We start from the raw sequence: 26125 nt of genomic DNA on the forward strand, positions 1-26125 counted from the left end.
CCGAAACAGGCAAAGGCTGAAATGGCGAACGAAGAAAAGCTCCGCGAATACCTCAAGTGGGTTACGGCTGACCTGCACGAGACGCGCAAGCGTCTTCAGGAGCGGGAAGCGGGAGAGCGGGAGCCAATCGCGATCGTCGCCATGAGCTGCCGGTACCCGGGTGGTGTGGGAAGTCCGGAGGACCTGTGGAAACTGCTGTCCAGCGGCGGTGACGCGGTCTCCGGATTCCCCGAGGGCCGGGGTTGGAACTTCGACGAGCTGTACGGGTCGGACCCCGACGCGGCGGGCACCAGCTACGCACGCGAAGGCGGATTCGTCCACGACGCCGACCGGTTCGACCCGGCCTTCTTCGGGATCTCGCCGCGCGAGGCCCTGGCCATGGACCCGCAGCAGCGGCTGTTGCTCGAAACGACGTGGGAGGTGGTCGAGCGCGCCGGAATCAACCCGACCTCACTCAAGGGCACTAAGGCCGGTGTCTTCGTCGGCGGCACGCCCTCCGGCTACGGCTCCGCACTCGGTACCCTCCCCGAGGACGTCCAGGGCCACATGCTGACCGGCAGCTCCGGCGCCGTACTCTCCGGACGGCTCTCCTACTTCCTGGGCCTCGAAGGCCCGGCGGTGACGGTCGACACGGCGTGCTCGTCCTCGCTGGTCGCGCTGCACCAGGCCGTCCAGGCGCTCCGGCAGGGCGAGTGCTCGCTCGCCCTCGCCGGTGGCGTCACGGTCATGTCCACCCCGACGGCGTTCGAGGAGTTCAGCCGTCAGCGGGGGCTCGCGGCGGATGGTCGCTGCAAGTCGTTCGCGGACGGCGCGGACGGTACGGGCTGGGGCGAGGGCGCGGGCATGCTGCTCCTCGAGCGGCTGTCCGATGCCCGCAAGAACGGCCACGCGGTGCTCGCGGTCGTGCGGGGCTCGGCGGTGAACCAGGACGGCGCGTCGAATGGCCTGACGGCGCCGAATGGTCCGTCGCAGCAGCGGGTGATCCGCCAGGCGCTCGCGAACGCGCGGCTGACGGCCGCCGATGTGGACGCGGTGGAGGCACACGGCACGGGCACGACGCTCGGTGACCCGATCGAGGCCGACGCGCTCCTTGCCACATACGGCAAGGAGCGGCCGGAGGGGCGACCGCTGTGGCTGGGTTCGCTGAAGTCCAACATCGGCCACACCCAAGCGGCTTCCGGAGTCGCCGGTGTGATCAAGATGGTGCTGGCGATGCGGCACGGCGTGCTGCCCCGCACGCTGCACGTGGATGAGCCGACGCGGAAGGTGGACTGGTCGGTCGGCACCGTCCAGTTGCTCGCTGAGCAGCAGCCGTGGCCTGAGACGGGTCAGGCGCGTCGGGCGGGCGTGTCGGCGTTCGGTGTGAGCGGTACGAACGCGCACGTCATCCTGGAACAGGCGCCGGTGGTGGTCGAGGAGCCGGCGGAGGCGTCGGTGGTGCCTGCGGTGGTGCCGTGGGTGGTGTCGGGGCGTGGTGTGGGTGCGTTGCGGGGTCAGGCGGGGCGTTTGGTGTCTCGTGTGGAGCGTGATGGTGGGTTGTCGCCGGTGGATGTGGGGTGGTCGCTGGCGTCGGGGCGTTCTGCTTTCGAGCACCGTGCTGTGGTGCTGGGCGACGGCCGGGGTGCTCTGCTGGCTGGGTTGGGTGCGTTGGCGCGGGGTGAGGATGCGCCGGGTGTGGTGAGGGGGCCGGATGAGGGTGTGGGTTCTGGTCGGTTGGCGGTGTTGTTCTCGGGTCAGGGCAGCCAGCGGGTCGGAATGGGCCGCGAGCTGTACGGCCAGTACCCGGTGTTCGCGGACGTGTTTGACCAGGTATGCGGGTTGCTGGATCAGGAGCTGGCCGGGCATGTGGGGCGGTCGGTTCGTGAGGTGGTGTTCGGGGATGCGGGTCTGCTGGGTCAGACGGTGTTCACGCAGGCTGGTCTGTTCGCGGTTGAGGTGGCGCTGTTCCGGCTGGTCGAATCCTGGGGTGTGGTGCCCGAGTTCGTAGGTGGGCATTCCATCGGTGAGGTCGCGGCGGCTCATGTGGCCGGGGTGTTCTCGCTGGAGGACGCGGTGCGGCTGGTGGCGGCTCGTGGCCGGCTGATGCAGGCACTGCCCGCCGGCGGGGCGATGATCGCCGTGCAGGCCACTGAAGAGGAGGTCACGTCTCTCCTCGCTGAGTATGGGGACCGGATCGGCATCGCCGCGATCAATGGGCCTAGCTCGGTAGTCCTCTCCGGCGACGAGGATGCTGCCCTTGCTGTTGCGGAGGTGCTGCGCGGTCAGGGGCGTAAGACGAAGCGTCTTGAGGTGTCGCATGCGTTCCACTCGCCGCGTATGGACCCGATGCTGGACGACTTCCGTACCGTCGCCGAAAGCCTGGTCTACGCGGCGCCCCGCATCCCCGTCGTCTCGAACGTGACCGGGAAGCTGGCCACGTCCGACGAGCTGGGTTCGGCCGAGTACTGGGTCCGCCATGTCCGTCAGGCTGTGCGCTTCGCGGATGGCGTGACCGTCCTTGCCGAGCAGGGCATCTCGACGTTCCTCGAACTGGGCCCCGACGGCGTGCTGAGCGCCATGGGTGCCGACATCATTGATGAGGGCCTTTTCGTTCCGGTACTGAGGGCAGAGCGACCTGAGGCGCAGAGCCTGCTGTCGGGCTTGGCGCAGGTCTGGGTGCAGGGCGTGGCCGTGGACTGGGCTGCGTTCTTCGCTGGTACGGGTGCGTCGCGGGTGGATTTGCCGACGTATGCCTTCCAGCGTGAGCGGTTCTGGTTGGAGGCTCCGGTGTCGGCTGGGGTGGTTGGTGTGGATGAGGTGGAGGCGCGGTTCTGGGAGGCGGTGGAGCGGGGGGATCTGGAGTCGCTTGCTTCGACGCTGGATGTTTCTGGTGATGAGTCGTTGCGTGCGGTGTTGCCTGCGTTGTCGTTGTGGCGGCGGCAGCGGCAGGAGCGGTCTCGGTTGGATGGCTGGCGTTATCGCATCGGTTGGAAGCCGGTGCCGGTTGAGTCGTCGGCGGTGTTGTCGGGGACATGGCTGCTGGCGGTTCCCGCGGGTGTGGCCGGTGAGCCGTGGGTTGAGGAGACGGTGCGCGGGCTGGAGGGCCGGGGTGCCGAGGTATTGCGTCTGATGGTGGAGCCTGCCGCAGACCGGACGCGGCTCGCGCAGTCCATATCCGAGGCGGCGGCCGGCGCTTCTGCGAGTGGTGTTCTGTCGCTGGTGGCGCTGGACGAGGCCGTGCGTGACGGTGTTCCTGTGGGGTTGGCGGGTTCGCTGGTGTTGGTGCAGGCGTTGGGTGACGTGGGGGTGGAGGCGCCGTTGTGGGTGGTGACGCGTGGTGCGGTTTCGGTGGGTGGGTCTGAGGCGTTGGTGAGTGCGGTGCAGGCCCAGGTGTGGGGGCTTGGCCGGGTGGTGGGTCTGGAGCATCCGGAGCGTTGGGGCGGTCTGGTGGATCTGCCCGAGACGCTGGATGAGCGTGTCGTGGACCGGCTGGCGGGCGTGTTGGCGGGTATTGGTGGTGAGGATCAGGTCGCGGTCCGCTCGGCCGGTGTCTTTGGTCGTCGTCTGGTGCGGGCTGGTGGCCGTGGTGTTGGCCAGGAGTGGCGGACCAGTGGCACGGCCCTGATCACCGGTGGTACGGGCGCGCTGGGCGGGCATGTCGCCCGCTGGCTGGCCCGTAACGGTGCCGAGCACCTCGTACTGACCAGCCGCCGTGGCCTGGACGCCCCCGGCGCTTGTGACCTGGTCGGTGAGCTGGAGGCCCTGGGGGCGAAGGTCACCGTTGCTGCTTGTGATGTGGCCGACCGGGCCGCGCTCGGGCAGCTGCTGGCCTCGATCCCCGCCGCGTATCCGCTGACGACCGTGATCCACGCCGCCGGTGTGCTGGACGACGGAGTCATCGAGTCCCTGACCCCCGAGCGCTTCACGGGCGTCCTGCGCGCCAAGGCCGACACCGCGCTCAACCTGCACGAACTCACGAAGGACCTCGACCTCTCCGCGTTCGTCGTGTTCTCCTCCTTCACCGGGGTTGTGGGCAATCCTGGCCAGGGCAACTTCGCCGCCGCCAACGCCTTCCTCGACGCGCTCGTGCAGCAGCGCCGTGCACTCGGTCTGCCGGGCACGTCCGTCGCGTGGGGACCCTGGGCCGAGGCCGGAATCGCCGCCGAGAAGGCGGGCGAGGAGCGTCGGCAGCGTGGTGGGATGGTCGCGCTGGCGCCCTCCGACGCGGTGACGGCCCTCGGTCAGCTGCTGGTCCGAGGCGACGGCTGTGCCGTGGTCGCTGACGTGGACTGGGAGCGGTTCGCCCCCACCTTCACCACGGTCCGGCCCGCCCCGCTGATCGGCGATGTCCCGGAGGCCCGCCGCGTACTGGACGCGGCCGGCGCCGCGACCGCGGAGTCCGAGGCCGCCTCCGGCCTGCGGGGGCAACTCGCTGGACTCTCCCCCGCAGAACAGGACAAGAAGCTGCTCGACCTGGTCCGCGGCCAGGTCGCGGCGGTGCTCGGCTACCCGAACATGGAGGCCGTGGCGGGGAGCCGGGCCTTCCAGGAACAGGGCTTCGACTCGCTGATCGCGGTCGAACTCCGCAACCGCCTCCAGGCCGCCACTGAGCTGACGCTGCCCGCCACGCTGGTCTTCGACTACCCCACCCCCGCCGCGCTCGCTCAGTACCTGCGTTCGGAGGTCGTGGGCGACGCGGAGGACGAGGCGGCCGACTTCTCGTCCGTGGCGGGGGCCGCGGAGGACGACCCCATCGCCATCGTGGCCATGAGCTGCCGCTTCCCCGGGGGAGTCGACAGCCCGGAAGGGCTCTGGGACCTGGTGGCCTCGGGCACCGACGCGATCTCGGACTTCCCGGCCAACCGCGGCTGGGATCTCGATGGCCTGTACGACCCGGACCTTCAGCGGCCCGGTACCTCGTACGTGCGGGAGGGCGGCTTCCTGCACGGGGCCGCTGAGTTCGACCCGGCGTTCTTCGGGATCTCGCCGCGTGAGGCCCTGGTCATGGACCCGCAGCAACGCCTGCTGCTGGAGACCGTATGGGAGGTCTTCGAACGCGCCGACATCGACCCCACGTCGGTCCGCGGCAGCCGGACGGGTGTCTTCGCCGGGACCAACGGCCAGGACTACACGTTGCTGCTGACCGAGGCCATGGAAGCCGCCGAAGGGTATCTGGCCACGGCGGCCACGGCGAGCGTGATGTCCGGGCGTCTGTCCTACACCTTCGGCCTCGAAGGCCCGGCGGTCACGGTCGACACGGCCTGTTCGTCGTCGTTGGTGGCGCTGCACCTCGCCGTGCAGGCGCTGCGGCAGGGCGAGTGCTCGCTCGCGCTCGCCGGTGGCGTGGTGGTGATGTCGACCCCGGCCGCGTTCGTGGAGTTCAGCCGCCAGGGCGCCCTGTCGCCCGACGGCCGCTGCAAGTCCTTCGCGGCGGCAGCCGATGGCGCGGGCTGGGGTGAGGGTGCGTCGATGGTGCTGCTGGAGCGGTTGTCGGACGCCCGCCGTAACGGCCACCCGGTGCTGGCGGTGGTGCGTGGTTCTGCGGTGAATCAGGATGGTGCGTCGAATGGGTTGACGGCGCCGAACGGTCCGTCGCAGCAGCGGGTGATCCGCCAGGCGCTCGCGAACGCGCGGCTGACGGCCGCCGATGTGGACGCGGTGGAGGCGCACGGTACGGGTACGACACTGGGCGACCCGATCGAGGCGCAGGCACTGCTCGCCACGTACGGTCAGGATCGCCCCGAGGGGCGGCCGCTGCTGCTGGGCTCGCTGAAGTCCAACATCGGCCACACCCAAGCGGCTTCCGGCGTCGCCGGCGTGATCAAGATGGTGTTGGCGATGCGGCACGGGGCCCTGCCCCGGACCCTGCACGTGGACCAGCCGTCACCGAAGGTGGACTGGTCGGCGGGCGCGGTCGAGCTGCTGACCGAGCAGCGGGCCTGGCCGGAGAGTGACCGGCCGCGTCGTGCGGGGGTGTCCTCGTTCGGTGTGAGCGGCACGAACGCGCACGTCATCCTGGAGCAGGCGCCGGTGGTGGTCGAGGAGCCGGCGGAGCCGGTGGAGTCGGGTGTGGCTTCCTCGGTGGTGCCGTGGGTGGTGTCGGGTCGTGGTGCGCAGGCGTTGCGGGGGCAGGCGGAGCGTCTGTTGTCGCACGTCGAGGCGCATGGTGAGTTGTCACCGGTGGATGTGGGCTGGTCATTGGTGTCCGGGCGGGCGGAGTTCGAGCACCGTGCGGTGGTGGTGGGTGAGAGCCAGGACGCGCTGGTGTCCGGGCTTCGCGCGGTGGCGCAGGGCGCCACGGCCGCGGGCGTGGTCGAGACGCCTGCCTCCGGCCTGGGGTCCGCGGGTGGCAGGCCCGTGTTCGTCTTCCCGGGTCAGGGTTCACAGTGGGCCGGAATGGCGGTCGAGCTGCTGGACCGCGCGCCGGTGTTCGCCGACCGGTTCGCTGAGTGCGGGCGGGCGCTGGCGGAGTTTGTCGACTGGGATCTTGAGTCGGTGGTGCGGCAGGCGGATGGTGCCCCCTCGTTGGAGCGGGTGGATGTGGTTCAGCCGGTGTCGTTCGCGGTGATGGTGTCGCTGGCCGCGTTGTGGCGTTCGTACGGTGTTGAGCCGGCTGCGGTGGTGGGGCATTCGCAGGGCGAGATCGCGGCCGCGTATGTGGTGGGTGCGTTGTCGTTGCGGGATGCGGTGAAGGTGGTGGCGCTGCGTTCGCAGGCGATTGCCCGTGGACTGGCGGGGCTTGGCGGGATGATGTCGGTGGCGTTGCCGTTGGCGGAGGTGGAGTCTCGGCTTGAGGCGTTCGGCGGCCGGATCGAGGTCGCGGCGGTGAACGGGCCGGCGTCGGTGGTGGTTGCCGGTGAGGGCGAGGCGCTTGATGAGTTGCTGGCCCAGTGCCAGGCCCAGGATGTCCGGGCGCGCAAGGTTCCGGTGGATTACGCGTCGCACACTTCGCACGTCGAGCGCATCGAGGACGAGCTGGCAGGGCTGCTGGCGGGGATCGAGCCGACGTCGGCCCAGGTCCCGCTCTACTCCACGGTGACGGGTGAAGTCATCGACACCGCTGGTATGGATGGCGCGTACTGGTACCGCAACCTGCGGCACACGGTTCGTTTCGAGGAGACCATCGGCACCGTTCTGGAGGCAGGTGACGCGGTCTTCATCGAGGTGTCCGCGCACCCGGTCCTGGTGGTCGGAGTGCAGGAGACCGCCGAGGCGCGTGGCGCGGACGGCACAGTGGCGCTCGGCTCGCTGCGGCGTGACGAAGGCGGTCTCGACCGCTTCCTGACCTCCCTCGCCGAGGCCTACGTCCAGGGCGTGACTGTCGATTGGACACAGGCCTTCGAGGAGGCCCGGCCTTCGCGGGTGGACCTGCCCACCTACGCCTTCCAGCGCAAGCGCTACTGGTTGGACACCGCCGGCGCCACGGTCGGCGCGGGCGCGGCCTCGGGCCTCGGGATCAGCTCCGCGGAGCACCCGTTGCTCAGCGCCGCCGTGGAGCTGCCGGACTCCGAAGGCGTCGTGTTCACGGGCTTGTTGTCGCTGCGTACGCACCCCTGGCTCGCCGATCACGCGGTGGGCGGCACCGTGCTGCTGCCCGGCACCGCGTTCGTGGAACTGGCCATCCGCGCGGGCGACGAGGTCGGCTGCGACGTGGTCGAGGAACTGACGCTCCAGGCCCCGCTGATCCTTCCCGAGCGCGGCGGCATGCAGCTGCGGCTCACGGTCGCCGAACCGGACGAGACCGGCCGTCGCACCCTGAGCGTCTACTCGCGGCGCGACGAGGAGGCCGCCGGCGAGCCCTGGACGTGCCACGCCACCGGAGTGCTGGCGGTCGGCGCGCCCGCCGCCTCGTGGAACCTGGCGGCGTGGCCCCCCGCGGGCGCGACCGCCGTGGCCACCGAGGGGCTGTACGAGGCGCTGACCGAGGTCGGGCACGGCTACGGACCGGTCTTCCAGGGGCTGCGCGCGGCCTGGCGGCGTGGTGAGGAGATCTTCGCCGAGGTCGTGCTCCACGAGGACCACCAGTCCGACGCCGCCCGCTTCGGTGTTCACCCGGCCCTGCTCGACTCGGCGCTGCACGCCGTCGGGCTCGGCATGGTCGACTCCCAAAGGGCAGGCGGCGACGGAGCCGAAGCGCCCAGGGCGCGGCTGCCGTTCGCCTGGCGCGGGGTGTCCCTGTACGCCGCGGGCGCCGCGGTGCTACGGGTGTCCCTGACGCCCGCCGGCACGGACGCGATGACCGTGGCGGTCGCCGACGGCACTGGCGCCCCGGTGGCCAAGGCCGAGTCCCTCGTGCTGCGCCCGGTCGACCCGCAGCAGCTCGGCGTCGCCCAAGGCGGTCAGCACGAATCGCTCTTCCACATCGAGTGGATCAACCGGCCGGTCTCCGGTGACGCCTTCGCCCCGGCCACCGACCGGTGGGCCCTCGTAGGCGACGACCGCCTCGGCCTGGCGGCCGCGCTGAGCGGCACACGCGTCTCGGCCAAGCCGTACGAGGACCTGGCCTCGCTCGGCGACAGCCTCGCGGAGGGCGAGCCCGGTCCAGAGGTGGTCCTGCTCAGCTGCGCGCCTCGGATCGACGCCACCCCGGGTGCCACGGCTGACGCCGCGCGCGACGCGGTGCACCAAGCACTCACCCTGGCGCAGGAGTGGCTGGCCGCTGACGAGCGGTTCGCCGAGTCGCGGCTGGTCGTGGTGACACGGGGCGCGGTGTCCACGGGCACGGGCGAGGACGTACAGGACCTCGCGGCGGCCCCGGTGTGGGGTCTGCTGCGCTCGGCGGAGTCGGAGAACCCCGGCCGCTTCGTCCTCCTGGACACCGACGACTCGGAGCCGTCGTGGCAGGCTCTGCCCGCGGCGGTGGCGTGGGCGGTAGCCCAGGACGAGTCGCAGGTGGCGCTGCGCGCGGGCGAGGTACGGGTGCCGCGACTGGCGCGGGTCCCGATCCCTGCCCGGACCGACGAGGCGGGCACGGAAACCGGAGCGGGCGCGTTCGGCTCAGGCACGGTACTGATCACGGGTGCGACCGGGACGCTGGGCGGCGTGTTCGCCAAGCACCTGGTCGCCGAGCACGGCGTGCGCCGAATGCTGCTGGTGAGCAGGAGCGGACCCGCCGCCCAGGGGGCCGACGAGCTGGTGGCACAGCTCGCCGAGCTCGGGGCGGAGGCCACGGTGGCGGCGTGCGACGTGGCCGACCGTGCGGCGCTGGCCGAACTCCTCGCCTCCGTACCGGCGGAGCACCCGCTGACCGGCGTCGTGCACACCGCCGGTGTGCTCCACGACGGAGTGATCTCCTCGCTGACCCCGGAACGCGTCGACCAGGTGCTGCGCCCCAAGATCGACGCGCTGGTTCACCTGCACGAGCTGACGCGCGACCTGGACCTCTCGGCGTTCGTCTTCTTCTCCTCGGCCGCCGCCACCTTCGGCAGTCCCGGGCAGGGAAACTACGCCGCGGCGAACGTGTTCGGCGACGCCCTCGCGCACCACCGCAGGGCTCAGGGCCTGCCCGCCGTCTCGCTCGGTTGGGGCTTCTGGGCGCAGAGCAGCGGTATGACCGGCGACCTCACCGACGCCGACATCCAGCGCATGGCGCGCGGCGGCATGACCCCGCTGCGCACCGAGAAGGGCCTGGAACTCTTCGACACGGCCCAGGGCATCGACGAGGCACTGCTGCTGCCCATGCAGCTCGAAGCCGCCGCGCTGCGGCGCCCGGTCACCGCCGACGCCGTCCCCGTGATGATGCGCGGTCTGATCCGCGTACCTGCGCGGCGCACGGCGGAAGCGGGATCGGCGGCCGATGACTCCATGCTCAAGCAGCGGCTCGCGGGCCTCTCCGACGCCGAACGGGAACGCGCACTGCTGGACCTGGTGCGCGCGCAGGCCGCGGCTGTGCTCGGATTCGCCACACACGACGCGGTGGAACCCGGGCGGGGCTTCCTCGAGGTCGGATTCGACTCGCTGACCGCGGTCGAGCTCCGCAACCGCCTGAACGCCGCCACCGGGCTGCGACTGCCCGCGACCCTGGTCTTCGACTACCCGACGCCCACCGCGCTCGCCGGACTGCTGCGCACCGAAATCCGTCTGGACGGAGTCGAGACCGGGACCTCGCTGGTCGAGGAATTCGACCGGCTGGAGTCGGTGCTCTCCGCCGTCGCCGCCGACGACGACAAGCGAGTCGAAGTCATGGTCCGTATGAAGGCCCTCCTGGCGAAGCTGGGCGACACCGAGGGAACGACGAGCGATCTCGATGAAGACGGCGATTTCGACGAGGCGACAGATGAAGAGCTGTTCAGCGCTCTCGAGAACGAGCTGAGGAAGTCCTGAACCACATGAGCGTGACCGTGCACACCGCCGTATTCGCCGTTACCGTGAGGAGCTGATCCCGGATGGCCAGCGAGGAGAAGCTTCGCACCTATCTCAAATTGGCGACCACCGACCTCCGCCAGACCCGTCGGCGGCTGGAGGAAATGGAAGCCAAGGAGTCCGAGCCCATCGCGATCGTGGGCATGGGCTGCCGCTATCCGGGAGGCGTGGGCTCGCCCGAGGAACTCTGGGACCTGGTGGCCGCCGGCACCGACGCCGTTTCCGACTTTCCGATGGACCGCGGCTGGGACGTCGAGAACCTCTACGACCCGGACCCGGACCGGCAGGGCAAGAGTTACGTGCGTGAGGGCGGCTTCCTGTACGACGCCGCCGAGTTCGACCCCGGGTTCTTCGGGATCTCGCCACGCGAGGCGCTCGCGATGGATCCGCAGCAACGCCTGCTGCTGGAGACCTCGTGGGAGGCGTTCGAACACGCAGGCATCGCCCCATCCTCCGTACGTGGTTCAAAGGCGGGCGTCTTCGCCGGCGTGATGTACAGCGACTACGTGTCCCGGCTGCAGGCCGCCCCAGAAGGCTTCGAGGGTTACCTGGGCAACGGCAGCGCGGGCAGCGTCGCCTCCGGCCGTATCGCCTACACCCTGGGTCTCGAGGGCCCGGCGGTCACGGTCGACACGGCGTGTTCGTCCTCGCTGGTGGCGCTGCACCTGGCGGCGCACGCCCTGCGCCGTGGAGAGTGCGCCCTCGCACTGGCCGGCGGTGTCACGGTGATGTCGTCCCCGATGGCGTTCGTGGAGTTCAGTCGCCAGCGTGGCCTTGCCGCGGACGGTCGCTGCAAGTCCTTCTCCGACGCGGCCGACGGCGCCGGCTGGGCCGAGGGCGCGGGCATGTTGCTGCTCGAGCGGCTCTCTGACGCCCGCCGCCATGGGCACCCGGTGCTCGCGGTCATCCGGGGCAGCGCGGTCAACCAGGACGGCGCGAGCAGCGGCCTGACCGCCCCGAACGGCCCGGCCCAGCAGCGGGTGATCCGCCAGGCGTTGGCCAGTGCTGGTCTGTCGTCGGCCGATGTGGATGCGGTGGAGGCGCATGGTACGGGTACGACGTTGGGTGACCCGATCGAGGCGCAGGCGTTGTTGGCGACGTACGGTCAGGATCGGCCGGTGGGGCGGCCGTTGTGGTTGGGTTCGTTGAAGTCGAACATCGGTCATGCGCAGGCTGCTGCGGGTGTGGCGGGTGTGATGAAGATGGTGTTGGCGATGCGGCATGGGGTGTTGCCGCGGACGCTGCATGTGGATGAGCCTTCACAACAGGTGGACTGGTCGGCGGGTGCGGTTGAGCTGCTGACCGAGCAGCGGGAGTGGCCGGAGAGTGACCGGCCGCGGCGGGCGGGTGTGTCGTCGTTCGGCGTGAGCGGCACGAACGCGCACGTCATCATCGAGCAGGCGCCTGCGAGCGCGCTGGAGTCGGACGAGCCCGAGGGGCCGTCGGTGACGCTTCCGGTGGTGCCGTGGGTGGTGTCGGGGCGTGGTGTGGGTGCGTTGCGGGGTCAGGCGGCCCGGCTGTTGTCGCGTGTTGAGGGCGATGCTGGGTTGTCGCCGGTGGATGTGGGCTGGTCGTTGGCGTCGGCGCGCTCTGCTTTCGAGCAGCGGGCTGTGGTGGTCGGTGATCGGGATGCTCTGCGGGTCGGGTTGGGTGCGTTGGCGCGGGGTGAGTCGGCTCCTGGCGTTGTCGTCGGTCAGGGTGTGGGTTCTGGTCGGTTGGCGGTGTTGTTCTCGGGTCAGGGCAGTCAGCGGGTGGGGATGGGTCGTGAGTTGTACGGCCTGTATCCGGTGTTCGCGGAAGCTTTTGACCAGGTGTGCGGGCTGCTGGACCTGGAGCTGGCCGGGCATGTGGAGCGGTCGCTTCGTGAGGTGGTGTTCGGGGATGGGGGTCTGCTGGGTCAGACGGTGTTCACGCAGGCCGGTTTGTTCGCGGTCGAGGTGGCACTGTTCCGGCTGGTCGAATCCTGGGGTGTGGTGCCCGAGTTCGTAGGTGGGCATTCCATCGGTGAGATAACGGCGGCTCATGTGGCCGGGGTGTTCTCGTTGGAGGACGCGGTTCGACTGGTGGCGGCTCGTGGCCGGTTGATGCAGGCACTGCCCGCCGGCGGGGCGATGATCGCCGTGCAGGCCACCGAAGATGAAGTCGCGCCTCTCCTCGCCGAGTATGGGGACCGGATCGGCATCGCCGCGGTCAATGGGCCCAGTTCGGTGGTTGTCTCCGGTGACGAGGACGCTGCCCTTGCTGTTGCGGAGGTGCTGCGCGGCCAGGGTCGTAAGACCAAGCGTCTTGATGTCTCGCATGCGTTCCATTCGCCGCGTATGGACGCGATGCTGGACGACTTCCGTGCGGTTGCCGAGTCCTTGACCTACGCGGCGCCGCGTATTCCGGTCGTCTCGAATGTGACCGGGAAGCTTGCTTCTGGCGAGCTGGGTTCGGCTGAGTATTGGGTGCGGCATGTCCGTCAGGCTGTGCGTTTCGGTGATGGCGTGGCCGCGCTCGCCGAGCAGGGCATTTCGACGTTCCTCGAATTGGGTCCTGATGGTGTGCTGAGCGCCATGGGCGCGGAATCCGTCACCGATGGGGTTTTCGTGCCGGTGTTGCGGTCCGGTCGGTCCGAAGCCGAGAGCCTGTTGTCGGGCTTGGCGCAGGTCTGGGTGCAGGGCATGGCCGTGGAGTGGGCTCGGGTCTTCGAGGGCGCTGGCGCGTCTCGTGTCGACTTGCCGACGTATGCCTTCCAGCGTGAGCGGTTCTGGTTGGAGGCTCCGGCGTCGGCTGGGGGGTCAGTCGATGAGGTGGAGGCGCGGTTCTGGGAGGCGGTGGAGCGGGGGGATTTGGAGTCGCTTGCTTCGACGCTGGATGTTTCTGGTGATGAGTCGTTGCGTGCGGTGTTGCCTGCGTTGTCGTCGTGGCGGCGGCAGCGGCAGGAGCGGTCTCGGTTGGATGGCTGGCGTTATCGCATCGGTTGGAAGCCGGTGCCGGTTGAGTCGTCGGCGGTGCTGTCGGGGACATGGCTGCTGGCGGTTCCCGCGGGTGTGGCCGGTGAGCCGTGGGTTGAGCAGACGGCGCGCGGGCTGGAGAGCCGGGGCGCCGAGGTTCGACGTCTGGTCGTGGAGATGGATGGTGATCGTTCGCGTCTGGCGCAGGCCATATCCGAGGCGGCCGGCGGGGCCGTGAGTGGTGTGTTGTCGCTGGTGGCGTTGGATGAGGCTGTGCGTGAGGGTGTCCCTGTGGGGTTGGCGGGCACGTTGGTGTTGGTGCAGGCGTTGGGGGATGTGGGGGTGGAGGCGCCGCTGTGGGCGGTGACGCGTGGTGCGGTTTCGGTGGGTGAGTCTGAGTCGCTGGTGAGTGTGGTGCAGGCGCAGGTGTGGGGGCTTGGCCGGGTGGTGGGTCTGGAGCATCCGGAGCGTTGGGGCGGTCTGGTGGATCTCCCCGAGACGCTCGACGAGCGTGTCGCGGACCGTCTGGCCGGTGTGCTGGCCGGTGCCGGTGCCGGTGGTGAGGATCAGGTCGCGGTCCGCTCGGCCGGTGTTTTCGGTCGTCGTCTGGTGCGGGCTGGTGGCCGTGGTGTTGGCCAGGAGTGGCGGGCTAGTGGCACGGCCCTGATCACCGGTGGTACGGGTGCGCTGGGCGGGCATGTCGCCCGCTGGCTGGTGTCGCGTGGTGTCGAGCATCTCGTACTGACCAGTCGCCGTGGCCCTGATGCTCCGGGTGCGAAGGAGCTGGAGTCGGAGTTGCTGGGGCTTGGAGTGAAGGTGACGATCGCCGCGTGCGATGTCTCTGACCGGGTTGCAGTGGCTGAGCTGTTGGCTTCGGTGCCTGCGGAGTATCCGTTGACGACGGTGATCCACGCCGCCGGTGTGCTGGACGACGGTGTCATCGAGTCCTTGACCCCCGAGCGGTTCGTGAGCGTCCTGCGCGCCAAGGCCGATGCCGCGCTGCATCTGCACGAGTTGACCAAGGACCTTGATCTCTCGGCGTTTGTGCTGTTCTCGTCCCTTGCCGGGGCTGTTGGTGGGGCGGGTCAGGGCAACTACGCGGCTGCGAACGTGTTCCTCGACGCGTTGGTGGAGCAGCGTCGTGTGCTGGGGCTGCCGGGCACGTCCGTGGCCTGGGGACCCTGGGCCGACGGCGGTATGGCCGTGGACGGTATGGGCGAAGTACGGATGCAGCGCGGCGGACTCGCGTCGATGGCTCCGGACGACGCGATCGCCGTGTTGGGCGGGGTGCTCGACCGTAACGAGGGCGGTGTCGCGGTGGCGGACGTGGACTGGGAACGGTTCGCGCCGGCGTTCACGGCAGTGCGTACGGCACCGCTGATCAGCGACATCCCCGAGGTCCGCAAGATCCTGGAAGCGGCAGTCCGCGACACGCCGGGCATGGAGGCGGACACCGCTGCCGCGCTCCGCGAGAAGCTGGCCGACCTCAGCCCGGCCGAACGGGACAGGGCGCTGCTCGAACTGGTACGTACGCAGGTCGCCGCGGTGCTGGGGCACGCCGGCACTGACGCGGTTGCTGCCGGTCGGGCGTTCAAGGAGCTCGGCTTCGACTCGCTGACCGCCGTCGAGCTCCGCAACCGTCTCCAGGCGGCGACCAGCCTGACCCTGCCCGCCACGTTGGTCTTCGACTACCCCACCCCCACGGCCCTCGTGGACGCCCTTCGGGACCAGCTCTTCCCCGCGGGGGGCGACGAGGCCGAATTGCGGCCTCAGGAGGTCCGCATTCGGGAAGCATTGGCGTCGATACCCCTGGTTAAGCTTCGGGACGCAGGATTGATGGAAGTCTTGCTGCAATTGGCCGATTTCCACGAAGAGGTTGGCGTGGCTGTGGACGAAGGCAATGAGGAGACCATCGACTCCATCGATTCCATGGACGCTGAAAGCCTGCTTCGCATGGCGTTTGACAGTACTGATTCCTGAAGTGCCTGACATGTGGAGCTGGCAATGAACACGTCTCCTGAGAAGATTCTCGAAGCGCTGCGTACGTCTCTCAAGGAGAACGAACGGCTGCGGCAACAGAACCGGCAGATCGCGGCGGCTGCGCGGGAGCCGATCGCGATCGTCGGAATGAGCTGTCGTTTCCCGGGGGGAGTGAGTTCGCCGGAGCAGTTCTGGGAGCTGCTCGTCTCGGGGACCGACGCGGTTTCGGAATTTCCGATGGACCGGGGTTGGGACGTGGAGGGCCTCTACGATCCGGACCGGGAGCGCTCGGGAACCTCGTACGTGCGAGAAGGCGGTTTTCTCCACGAGGCTGCCGGGTTCGACCCCGGGTTCTTCGGGATCTCGCCGCGCGAGGCGCTCGCGATGGATCCGCAGCAGCGACTGCTGCTGGAGACCTCGTGGGAGGCGTTCGAGAACGCGGGCATCGACCCGGCTTCACTGAAGGGCAGCCGCACCGGTGTCTTCGCCGGTACGAACGGCCAGGATTACGCGGCCCTTTTCCAGCACGCGCCCGAGGGGCTTGAGGGGTACTTGGGCACGGGCAGCGCGGCCAGTGTCGTGTCTGGGCGGCTCTCCTACTTCCTTGGCCTTGAGGGCCCCGCGGTCACGGTTGACACGGCGTGCTCGGCGTCGCTGGTGACGCTGCACCTGGCCGCTCAGGCGCTGCGGCAGGGTGAGTGCTCGCTTGCTCTGGCAGGCGGGGTGACCGTGATGTCCACCCCCGTGGCCTTCGTGGAGTTCAGCCGTCAGCGGGGGCTTGCGACGGACGGCCGCTGCAAGGCATTCGCGAATGCTGCGGACGGTACGGGGTGGGGCGAGGGCGCGGGGATGCTGCTGTTGGAGCGGCTGTCGGATGCTCGCCGCAACGGCCACCCGGTGCTGGCGGTGGTGCGTGGTTCTGCGGTGAATCAGGATGGTGCGTCGAATGGGTTGACGGCGCCGAATGGTCCGTCGCAGCAGCGGGTGATCCGCCAGGCGCTCGCGAATGCGCGGCTGACGGCCGCCGATGTGGACGCGGTGGAGGCGCATGGTACGGGTACGACGTTGGGTGACCCGATCGAGGCGCAGGCGTTGTTGGCGACGTACGGTCAGGATCGGCCGGAGGGGCGGCCGTTGTGGTTGGGTTCGTTGAAGTCGAACATCGGTCACACCCAGGCCGCCGCGGGCGTCGCCGGTGTGATCAAGATGGTGTTGGCGATGCGGCACGGTGAGCTTCCGCAGACCCTGCATGTGGATGAGCCGTCGGCGAAGGTGGACTGGTCGGCGGGCGCGGTCGAGCTGCTGACCGAGCAGCGGGAGTGGCCGGACAGTGACCAGCCGCGGCGGGCGGGTGTGTCGGCGTTCGGTGTGAGCGGGACGAACGCGCACGTGATCATTGAGCAGGCGCCTGAGGTCGAGTCGGAGCCGCATGAGCCGGTGGAGGCATCGGTGATACCCGCGGTGGTGCCGTGGGTGGTGTCGGGGCGTGGTGTGGGTGCGTTGCGGGGTCAGGCGGCCCGGCTGTTGTCGCGTGTTGAGGGCGATGCTGGGTTGTCGCCGGTGGATGTGGGGTGGTCTTTGGCGTCGGCGCGCTCTGCTTTCGAGCAGCGGGCTGTGGTGGTCGGTGATCGTGATGCTCTGCTGGCTGGGTTGGGTGCGTTGGCGCGGGGTGAGTCGGCTTCTGGCGTTGTCGTCGGTCAGGGTGTGGGTTCTGGTCGGTTGGCGGTGTTGTTCTCGGGTCAGGGCAGTCAGCGGGTGGGGATGGGCCGTGAGTTGTACGGCCTGTATCCGGTGTTCGCGGAAGCTTTTGACCAGGTGTGCGGGTTGCTGGATCAGGAGCTGGCCGGGCATGTGGGGCGGTCGGTTCGTGAGGTGGTGTTCGGGGATGGGGGTCTGTTGGGTCAGACGGTGTTCACGCAGGCCGGTTTGTTCGCGGTTGAGGTGGCGCTGTTCCGGCTGGTCGAGTCCTGGGGTGTTGCACCCGACTTTGTGGGTGGGCATTCCATCGGTGAGGTCGCGGCGGCTCATGTGGCCGGGGTGTTCTCGCTGGAGGATGCGGTTCGGCTGGTGGCGGCTCGTGGCCGGCTGATGCAGGCACTGCCCGCCGGCGGGGCGATGATCGCCGTGCAGGCCACCGAAGCCGAGGTCACGCCTCTCCTCGCCGAGTACGGGGACCGGATCGGTATCGCGGCGATCAATGGGCCCAGTTCGGTGGTTGTCTCCGGTGATGAGGACGCCGCTCTTGCTGTCGCGGAGACGCTGCGCGGTCAGGGTCGTAAGACGAAGCGTCTTGAGGTCTCGCATGCGTTCCATTCGCCGCGTATGGACGCGATGCTGGATGACTTCCGTGCGGTTGCCGAGTCCTTGACCTACGCGGCGCCGCGTATTCCGGTCGTCTCGAATGTGACCGGGAAGCTGGCCACGAACGACGAGCTGGGTTCGGTCGAGTACTGGGTCCGGCATGTCAGGGAAGCAGTCCGCTTCGCGGATGGGGCTGCCACCCTCGCTGGGCAGGGCGTGTCCGTGTTCCTCGAGCTCGGTCCTGATGGCGTGCTGAGCGCCATGGGCGCGGAATCCGTCACCGATGGGGTTTTCGTGCCGGTGCTGCGCTCGGGTAGGGACGAAGCCCAGATGCTGCTGTTGGGCCTCGGCCGGGCCTGGACCTACGGCGTGGCCGTGGACTGGGCTGCGTTCTTCGCTGGTACGGGTGCGTCGCGGGTGGATTTGCCGACGTATGCCTTCCAGCGTGAGCGGTTCTGGTTGGAGGCTCCGGTGTCGGCTGGGGTGGTTGGTGTGGATGAGGTGGAGGCGCGGTTCTGGGAGGCGGTGGAGCGGGAGGATTTGGAGTCGCTTGCTTCGACGCTGGATGTTTCTGGTGATGAGTCGTTGCGTGCGGTGTTGCCGGCGCTGTCGTCGTGGCGGCGGCAGCGGCAGGAGCGGTCTCGGCTGGATGGCTGGCGTTATCGCATCGGTTGGAAGCCGGTGCCGGTTGAGTCGTCGGCGGTGCTGTCGGGGACATGGCTGCTGGCGGTTCCCGCGGGTGTGGCCGGTGAGCCGTGGGTTGAGGAGACGGTGCGCGGGCTGGAGGGCCGGGGTGCCGAGGTATTGCGTCTGATGGTGGAGCCTGCCGCAGACCGGACGCGGCTCGCGCAGTCCATATCCGAGGTGGTCACCAACCGGGCTTCTGTGGGTGGTGTGTTGTCGCTGGTGGCGTTGGATGAGGCTGTGCGTGACGGTGTCCCTGTGGGGTTGGCGGGCACGTTGGTGTTGGTGCAGGCGTTGGGGGATGTGGGGGTGGAGGCGCCGCTGTGGGCGGTGACGCGTGGTGCGGTCTCGGTGGGTGAGTCTGAGTCGCTGGTGAGTGCGGTGCAGGCGCAGGTGTGGGGGCTTGGCCGGGTGGTGGGTCTGGAACACCCGGAGCGTTGGGGCGGTCTGGTGGATCTCCCCGAGACGCTCGACGAGCGTGCGGTGGGCCGGCTGGCGGGCGTGCTGGCGGGCGTTGGTGGTGAGGATCAGGTCGCGGTCCGCTCGGCTGGTGTCTTTGGTCGTCGTTTGGTGCGGGCTGGTGGCCGCGGTGTTGGCCAGGAGTGGCGGACCAGGGGCACGGCCCTGATCACCGGTGGTACGGGTGCGCTGGGCGGGCATGTCGCCCGTTGGCTGGCCCGTAGTGGTGTCGAGCACCTCGTACTGACCAGTCGCCGTGGTCTGGAAGCCCCCGGCGCCTGTGAGCTGGTCGGTGAGCTGGAGGCGCTGGGTGTGGGGGTGACGGTGGCCGCTTGTGATGTGGCCGACCGGGCCGCGCTCGGGCAACTGCTGGCCTCGATCCCCGCCGCGTATCCGCTGACGACCGTGATCCACGCCGCCGGTGTGCTGGACGACGGAGTCATCGAGTCCTTGACCCCCGAGCGGTTCGCGAGCGTCCTGCGCGCCAAGGCTGATGCCGCGCTGCATCTGCACGAGTTGACCAAGGACCTTGATCTCTCGGCGTTTGTGCTGTTCTCGTCCCTTGCCGGGGCTGTTGGTGGGGCGGGTCAGGGCAACTACGCGGCTGCGAACGTGTTCCTCGACGCGTTGGTGGAGCAACGTCGTGCGCTGGGGCTGCCGGGCACGTCCGTGGCCTGGGGACCCTGGGCCGACGGAGGTATGGCGACCGACGGGGTGACCGAGGAGCGCATGCGGCGCGGCGGTATCGCGTCGATGGCGCCCGACGACGCGATCGCGGTGCTGGACCAGGTACTGAAGCGCCAGGACCGCTGCGTAGCGGTCGCCGATGTGGACTGGGAGCGGTTCGCGCCGGCGTTCACGGCAGTCCGTCCAGCCCCGCTGATCGGCGACATCCTCGAAGCCCGCGAGGCCCTGGAAGCAGCGAGCACGACCGGCAAGGCGACGGAGACCGGCGCAACGTCCGCACTGCGCGACCAGCTGCTCGGCCTTTCTTTGGCCGAGCAGGACCGTACGCTGCTTGAGCTGGTGCGCACGCAGGTGGCGACCGTGCTCGGGCACGCCGACACCGATGCGATCGTGCCGGGCAAGGCCTTCAAGGAACTGGGCTTCGACTCGCTGACCGCCGTCGAGCTGCGCAACTGGCTGCAGGCCGCCTCCAGTTTGACGCTGCCCGCCACGCTGGTCTTCGACTACCCCACGCCCACGGCGCTCGCCCAGTTCCTCCGTAACGAGCTCATCGGCACCGAGGACGACACGGAAACCGCCGGGTCCGTGGCAGCGCCTGCGGACGAGGACCCCATCGTCATCGTGGCCATGAGCTGCCGCTTCCCCGGCGGCGTCGAGACGCCCGAAGCGCTGTGGGACCTGCTGACATCGGGCGCTGACGCGGTCTCCGACTTCCCGGACGATCGAGGTTGGGACGTCGAGGGCCTGTACGACCCGGACCCGGACCAGCGGGGCAAGAGCTACACCCGCTCAGGCGGTTTCCTGCACGAGGCCGCCGAGTTCGACCCCGGGTTCTTCGGGATCTCGCCGCGTGAGGCCCTGGCCATGGATCCGCAGCAGCGGCTGCTGCTGGAGACCTCGTGGGAGGTCTTCGAGCGGGCCGGTATCGACCCGCAGTCCCTGCGAGGTACCCGTACAGGCGTCTTCGCCGGTACGAACGGCCAGGACTACATCGCCCTGTTGCAGCACGCGCCGGAGGGCCTTGAGGGCTACCTCGGCACGGGCAGCGCGGCCAGCGTGGTCTCCGGGCGGCTCTCGTACACCTTCGGCCTGGAGGGCCCCGCGGTCACGGTCGACACGGCGTGCTCGGCGTCGCTGGTGACCCTGCACCTGGCCGCTCAGGCGCTGCGCCAGGGCGAATGCACGCTGGCGCTGGCCGGTGGTGTGACGGTGATGTCGACGCCTGCGGGATTCGTGGAGTTCAGCCGTCAGCGCGGCCTCGCCGCGGATGGCCGCGTGAAGGCCTTCTCCGCGGATGCGGACGGTACGGGCTGGGGCGAGGGCGCGGGCATGCTGCTGCTGGAGCGGCTGTCGGATGCCCGCCGCAACGGCCACCCGGTGCTGGCGGTGGTGCGTGGTTCTGCGGTGAATCAGGATGGTGCGTCGAATGGGTTGACGGCGCCGAACGGTCCGTCGCAGCAGCGGGTGATCCGCCAGGCGCTCGCGAATGCCCGGCTCTCGGCCGCCGATGTGGACGCGGTGGAGGCGCACGGTACGGGTACGACGTTGGGTGACCCGATCGAGGCGCAGGCGCTGCTGGCGACGTACGGTCAGGACCGGCCGGAGGACCGGCCGCTGTGGCTGGGTTCGTTGAAGTCGAACATTGGCCACACCCAGGCCGCCGCGGGCGTCGCCGGTGTGATCAAGATGGTGCTCGCCATGCGGCACGGCGAGCTTCCGCAGACCCTGCACGTCGATGAGCCGTCGCGGCAAGTGGACTGGTCGGCGGGTGCGGTTGAGCTGCTGACCGAGCAGCGGGCCTGGCCGGAGAGTGACCGGCCGCGTCGCGCCGGTGTCTCCTCGTTCGGTGTGAGCGGTACGAACGCGCACGTCATCTTGGAGCAGGCGCCGGTGGTGGCCGAGGAGCCCGCGGGGCCAGCGGTGACGCTTCCGGTGGTGCCGTGGGTGGTGTCGGGGCGTGGTGCCCAGGCGCTGCGGGGTCAGGCGGAGCGTCTGCTGTCCCACGTCGAGGCGCATGGTGAGTTGTCGCCGGTGGATGTGGGCTGGTCTCTGGCGTCGGCGCGCTCTGCTTTCGAGCACCGGGCTGTGGTGATCGGTGACGGTCGGGATGCTCTGCGCGTCGGGCTGGGCGCGTTGGCGCGGGGTGAGTCGGCTCCTGGCGTTGTCGTCGGTCAGGGTGTGGGTTCTGGTCGGTTGGCGGTGTTGTTCTCGGGTCAGGGCAGTCAGCGGGTGGGGATGGGCCGTGAGTTGTACGGCCTGTATCCGGTGTTCGCGGAAGCGTTTGACCAGGTGTGCGGGTTGCTGGATCAGGAGCTGGCCGGGCATGTGGGGCGGTCGGTTCGTGAGGTGGTGTTCGGGGATGGGGGTCTGCTGGGGCAGACGGTGTTCACGCAGGCCGGTTTGTTCGCGGTTGAGGTGGCGCTGTTCCGGCTGGTCGAGTCCTGGGGTGTGGTGCCCGAGTTCGTGGGTGGGCATTCCATCGGTGAGGTCGCGGCGGCTCATGTGGCCGGGGTGTTCTCATTGGAGGACGCGGTGCGGCTGGTGGCGGCTCGTGGCCGGCTGATGCAGGCACTGCCCGCCGGCGGGGCGATGATCGCCCTCCAGGCCACTGAAGAGGAGGTCACGCCTCTCCTCGCCGAGTATGGGGACCGGATCGGCATCGCCGCGGTCAACGGGCCGACTGCTGTGGTCGTCTCCGGTGACGAGGACGCCGCTCTCGCCGTCGCGGAGGTGCTGCGCGGCCAGGGCCGTAAGACCAAGCGCCTCGACGTCTCGCATGCGTTCCACTCGCCGCGTATGGCCCCGATGCTGGACGACTTCCGTACCGTCGCCGAAAGCCTGGCCTATGCGGCGCCCCGTATCCCCGTCGTCTCCAACGTGACCGGGAAGCTGGCCACGAACGACGAGCTGGGCTCGGCCGAGTACTGGGTCCGCCATGTCCGTCAGGCTGTGCGCTTCGCGGATGGCGTGACCGTCCTTGCCGAGCAGGGCATCTCGACGTTCCTCGAACTGGGCCCCGACGGCGTGCTGAGCGCCATGGGTGCCGACATCGTCACCGACGCGGTGTTCGTACCCGCCCTGCGCTCCGACCGCTCCGAAACACAGGCGCTGTTCTCGGGTCTCGGCCGGGCCTGGACCCAGGGCGTGGCCATGGACTGGGCCGAGGTGTTCGCCGGCACGGGCGCGTCGCGCGTCGATCTGCCGACGTACGCCTTCCAGCGCCGCCGCTACTGGCTCGACACCCCGGACGTGCTGGCCTCAGGTACGGGGGCGGCTTCCGCGCTGGGGCTGGGCTCGGCGGAGCATCCATTGCTGGGCGCGGCCGTGGAGCTGCCGGACTCCGAAGGGTTCCTGTTCACCGGACGGCTGTCGGTGCGGACGCACCGCTGGCTGGCCGATCACACGGTGCGCGGCGCGGCGGTGCTGCCGGGCTCGGCGTTCGTGGAGCTGGCGATCCGCGCGGCGGACCAGGTCGGCTACGAGGTGGTGGAGCGGCTGACGCTCCATACCCCGTTGGTCCTGCCGCAGCGCGGTGGTGTTCAGCTCCGGCTGACCGTCGCCGAGCCGGACGCGGACGGCCGTCGCGCGCTGAACATCCATGCGCGGCCGGAGGGCGCGGCTGCTGAGCAAGGGTGGACGCGGCACGCCGAGGGCACGCTTGCCGAGCGTACGCCGCAGCCGGGCTGGGAGCTCGGAGTGTGGCCGCCGGCGGGCGCGGTCGAGCTGGAGCCGGATGATCTGTACGGGGCCCTCAGCTCCGCAGGTGTCGACCTCAGCTCCGCAGGCGTCGGCCACAACTCCGCAGGCGTCGGCTACGTCCCGGCTTTCGCGGGGCTGCGTACGGCCTGGCGGCACGGCGAGGACATCCTTGCGGAGGTCGCCCTGCCCGAGGACCAGGAGGTCGATGCCGGTCGGTTCGGCATCCACCCGGCCCTGCTCGACTCCGCTGTGCACGCGTTGCGAGTGGCTTCCGGCGCAGGTGAGGACGCCGACGGACGGGAGCAGGCCGTATGGCTGCCCGCGACCTGGCGAGGCGTGGCACTGCACGCGGTCGGTGCGTCCACGCTGCGGGTGCGGATCAGCGGAAGCGAGCCCGACACGTTCACCGTCCAGATGGCCGATGCCACTGGTGCGCCGGTGGCATCGGTGGACTCCTTGACGCTGGTCCGGCTGGAAACCCAGGCGCTGGAGGCCATCGCCGAGCTCGCGGGGGCGCGTGAGCCCGTGCCGTCCGGTGCCCAGGGCGCGCCCGCCGTACGCACTCCGGCCCGTCGTACCGTTGAGGTCGAGCAGATGGCCGGTGGGCTCTCGCCGGCGCAGCGCCTCGCGGGTCTGCCGGACGAGGAACAGGAGGCCGCGCTGCTCGCACTCGTCCGTGCTGAGGCGGCGACGGTCCTCGGGCACGACTCGCCGGACGAGATCGAGCTCCACCACGGCTTCTTCGAGCGGGGCCTCAACTCGTTGACCGCCGTCGAGCTGCGCAACCGGCTGAGCGCGGCGGTGGGGCTGAGCCTGCCGAACGCCTTCTTGTTCGACTTCAGCACGCCCACCGCGGTGGTCGCCTATCTGCGCCGGGAACTGGCCGGGGCCGGTGAACGGCGGTCCGAAGCCGAGCCGCACGGTGCTGGAGCCGCCTTCGACGTGGAGGCGCAGGACGGCATTGTGGCGCTCTTCAGGCAGGCCTTCGCCACTGGACGGAATTCCGTGGGCAACGACCTGATCGTGGCGGCTTCGCGTTTCCGTCCGACCTTCGGCAGTGCCTCTGTGGCCGAACACGTTCCCGACGCGGTGCGGCTGTCCGCGGGTGACGCCGCGACGCGGCTGTTCTGTTTCCCCGCCGTGGTCGCGACGGCCGGTCCGCAGCAGTACTCGCGTTTCGCCAGGCATTTCCACGGTCACCGCGACGTCTCCGTGCTGCCGCTGCCGGGATACATGCGGGGCGATTTCCTCCCGGAGAGCATGGAGGTACTCGCCGCACTGCTCGCGGAGGCTGTACTGCGCGAGGCGGGAGACGATCCGTACGTGCTCGTCGGGCATTCCGCGGGCGGGCAGATCGCGCATGCCGTCACCACGCGCCTGGAGAGGCTGGGGGAGCGGTGTCCTGCGGGGCTCGCGCTCCTGGACACGCCGTGGCCGGGCGACGAGGTGAGCGAGCAGGCCAGCACGGCCATGCTCGGTGTGGTCTTCGACCGTGAGGAAAAGCTCGGTGGGGACATCATGAATGCGACTCGCCTGACGGCCATGGGCGGGTACCACCGCATTCTCGAGGACTGGCGTCCTGAAGTGATCGAGACGCCCACCCTGCTGGTAAGGGCCACGGAGCAACTGCCCACCGCCGGTGGGACTCTCGGCGATGACGAGGGTCTGCACATCACCTGGAAGCTGGGCCACACGGTCAAGGCGGTGCCGGGAAATCACTTCTCCCTCATGGAGGAGCACACCGATTCGACCGGGCGAGCCGTCGAAGAATGGATCATGGAGTTGAAGCGTTGAAGCGTCACATCGCATTCTTTGGTGCGCCCTTCTGGGGGCATGTCAATCCCACGCTGGCCGTGCTCGCCGACCTGGCGAGGAGGGGGCACCGGGTCACCTACGTCACGACCGAGGAGTTCTCCGCGGCGGTGGCGGCCACCGGCGTGGAGGTGGTGCGGTACGAGTCCACCTGGCCCGCGGGCCGGAGCGCGCCCTCGCAGGTCTCCGCCGACGAGATGGCCGGGGGACCCCTGAAGTACCTGGTCGAGAACGTCGCGGCGGCGACCGGCGCCGAGCCCGCCTACGACGGTGACCTGCCGGACGTGGTGGTCTATGACACGCTGATGCACTCCGCGGCGCGTGCGCTCGCCCACAAGTGGCAGCGGCCGACCGTCCAGTTCATCCCGCTGTTCGCGTCGAACGAGCACTTCTCGGTCGCCCAGCAGCTGGCGGCCGAATTCCCGACCCTCGACCCGCAGCACCCCGCGCTGATCGAGTTCGGCACGAAACTGGCCGAGTTCCGGGCCTCGTACGGGATGGGGGAGGCCACGCCCGCGGACTTCTTCGGTGTGGTCGAGGACCTCAACCTGGTGTTCCTGCCGAAGGACTACCAGCCCGCGGCGGAGACGTTCGACGAGCGGTACGCGTTCGTCGGGGCGAGCCTCGCCGACCCGAGCACCCAGGGCGCGTGGACGCCGCCGGAGAGTGGTGCCCCGGTGCTGCTCGTCGCGCTGGGCACGCTGTTCAACGAGCGCCCCGAGTTCTACCGGATGTGCGTCGAGGCGTTCGCGGAGCAGCCATGGCACGTCGTGCTGGCGGTGGGCCGGCACGTCGACCCCGCCGACCTCGGCCCGCTGCCGCCGAACATCGAGGCGCATCAGCACGTACCCCAGCTCGCCGTGCTGGAGTACGCCAGTGCCTTCGTGACGCACGGGGGTGTGCGCAGCACCATGGAGGCCCTCCACTTCGGCGTCCCGATGGTGGCCGTGCCGCAGGCCGTGGAGCTGGAGATGACCGCGCGCAGAACCGCCGAGCTGGGCCTCGGCGTACGGATCGGGCGTGATGAGGTCACTCCCGAGCGGCTGCGCGAAGCGGTGCTGAAGGTGACGCGGGACGCGGAGATCGGCCGGAACGTCGCGCAGATGCGGCGCGTCACCCGCGAGGCGGGTGGCGCCGGCCGGGCCGCGGACGAGATCGAGGCGCACCTGGACCGCGTTCTGCGCGCCTGACGCCGGTGCGCGGGTGCCGGGCGGGCTGGAAACCCC

The 26125-nt window shown here is 69.7% G+C and carries 3 protein-coding genes and 1 pseudogene; all 4 read left to right on the top strand.

Annotated features, from left to right (window positions below):
- The first annotated feature begins 21 nt into the window (after nt 1–21).
- The 4 genes and pseudogenes from ACZ5GP_RS06380 (at nt 22) to ACZ5GP_RS06395 (ending at nt 26089) form a co-directional block, all read left to right on the top strand.
- A complete protein-coding gene (locus tag ACZ5GP_RS06380) occupies nt 22–10302 on the top strand; it encodes a type I polyketide synthase (protein ID WP_468749699.1) in 10281 nt (3426 codons plus the stop codon).
- 98 nt (nt 10303–10400) lie between these two features.
- Nucleotides 10401–15257, top strand: a complete 4857-nt coding sequence (locus ACZ5GP_RS06385) for a type I polyketide synthase (RefSeq protein WP_468750139.1) — start codon at nt 10401–10403, stop codon at nt 15255–15257.
- Between the two features lie 30 nt (nt 15258–15287).
- A pseudogene (locus ACZ5GP_RS06390) lies at nt 15288–24881 on the top strand (type I polyketide synthase); the annotation flags it as partial.
- Nucleotides 24878–26089, top strand: a complete 1212-nt coding sequence (locus tag ACZ5GP_RS06395) for a macrolide family glycosyltransferase (RefSeq protein ID WP_468749700.1) — start codon at nt 24878–24880, stop codon at nt 26087–26089. The pseudogene ACZ5GP_RS06390 and the gene ACZ5GP_RS06395, both read left to right, overlap by 4 nt.
- Nucleotides 26090–26125 lie beyond the last annotated feature (36 nt).

The organism is Streptomyces sp. NPDC031466 (genome assembly GCF_055581265.1).

Coding starts and splice junctions, on each gene's coding strand:
- ACZ5GP_RS06380 (WP_468749699.1), top strand. CDS start 22: ATGGCGAACGAAGAAAAGCTCCGCGAATACCTCAAGTGGGTTACGGCT.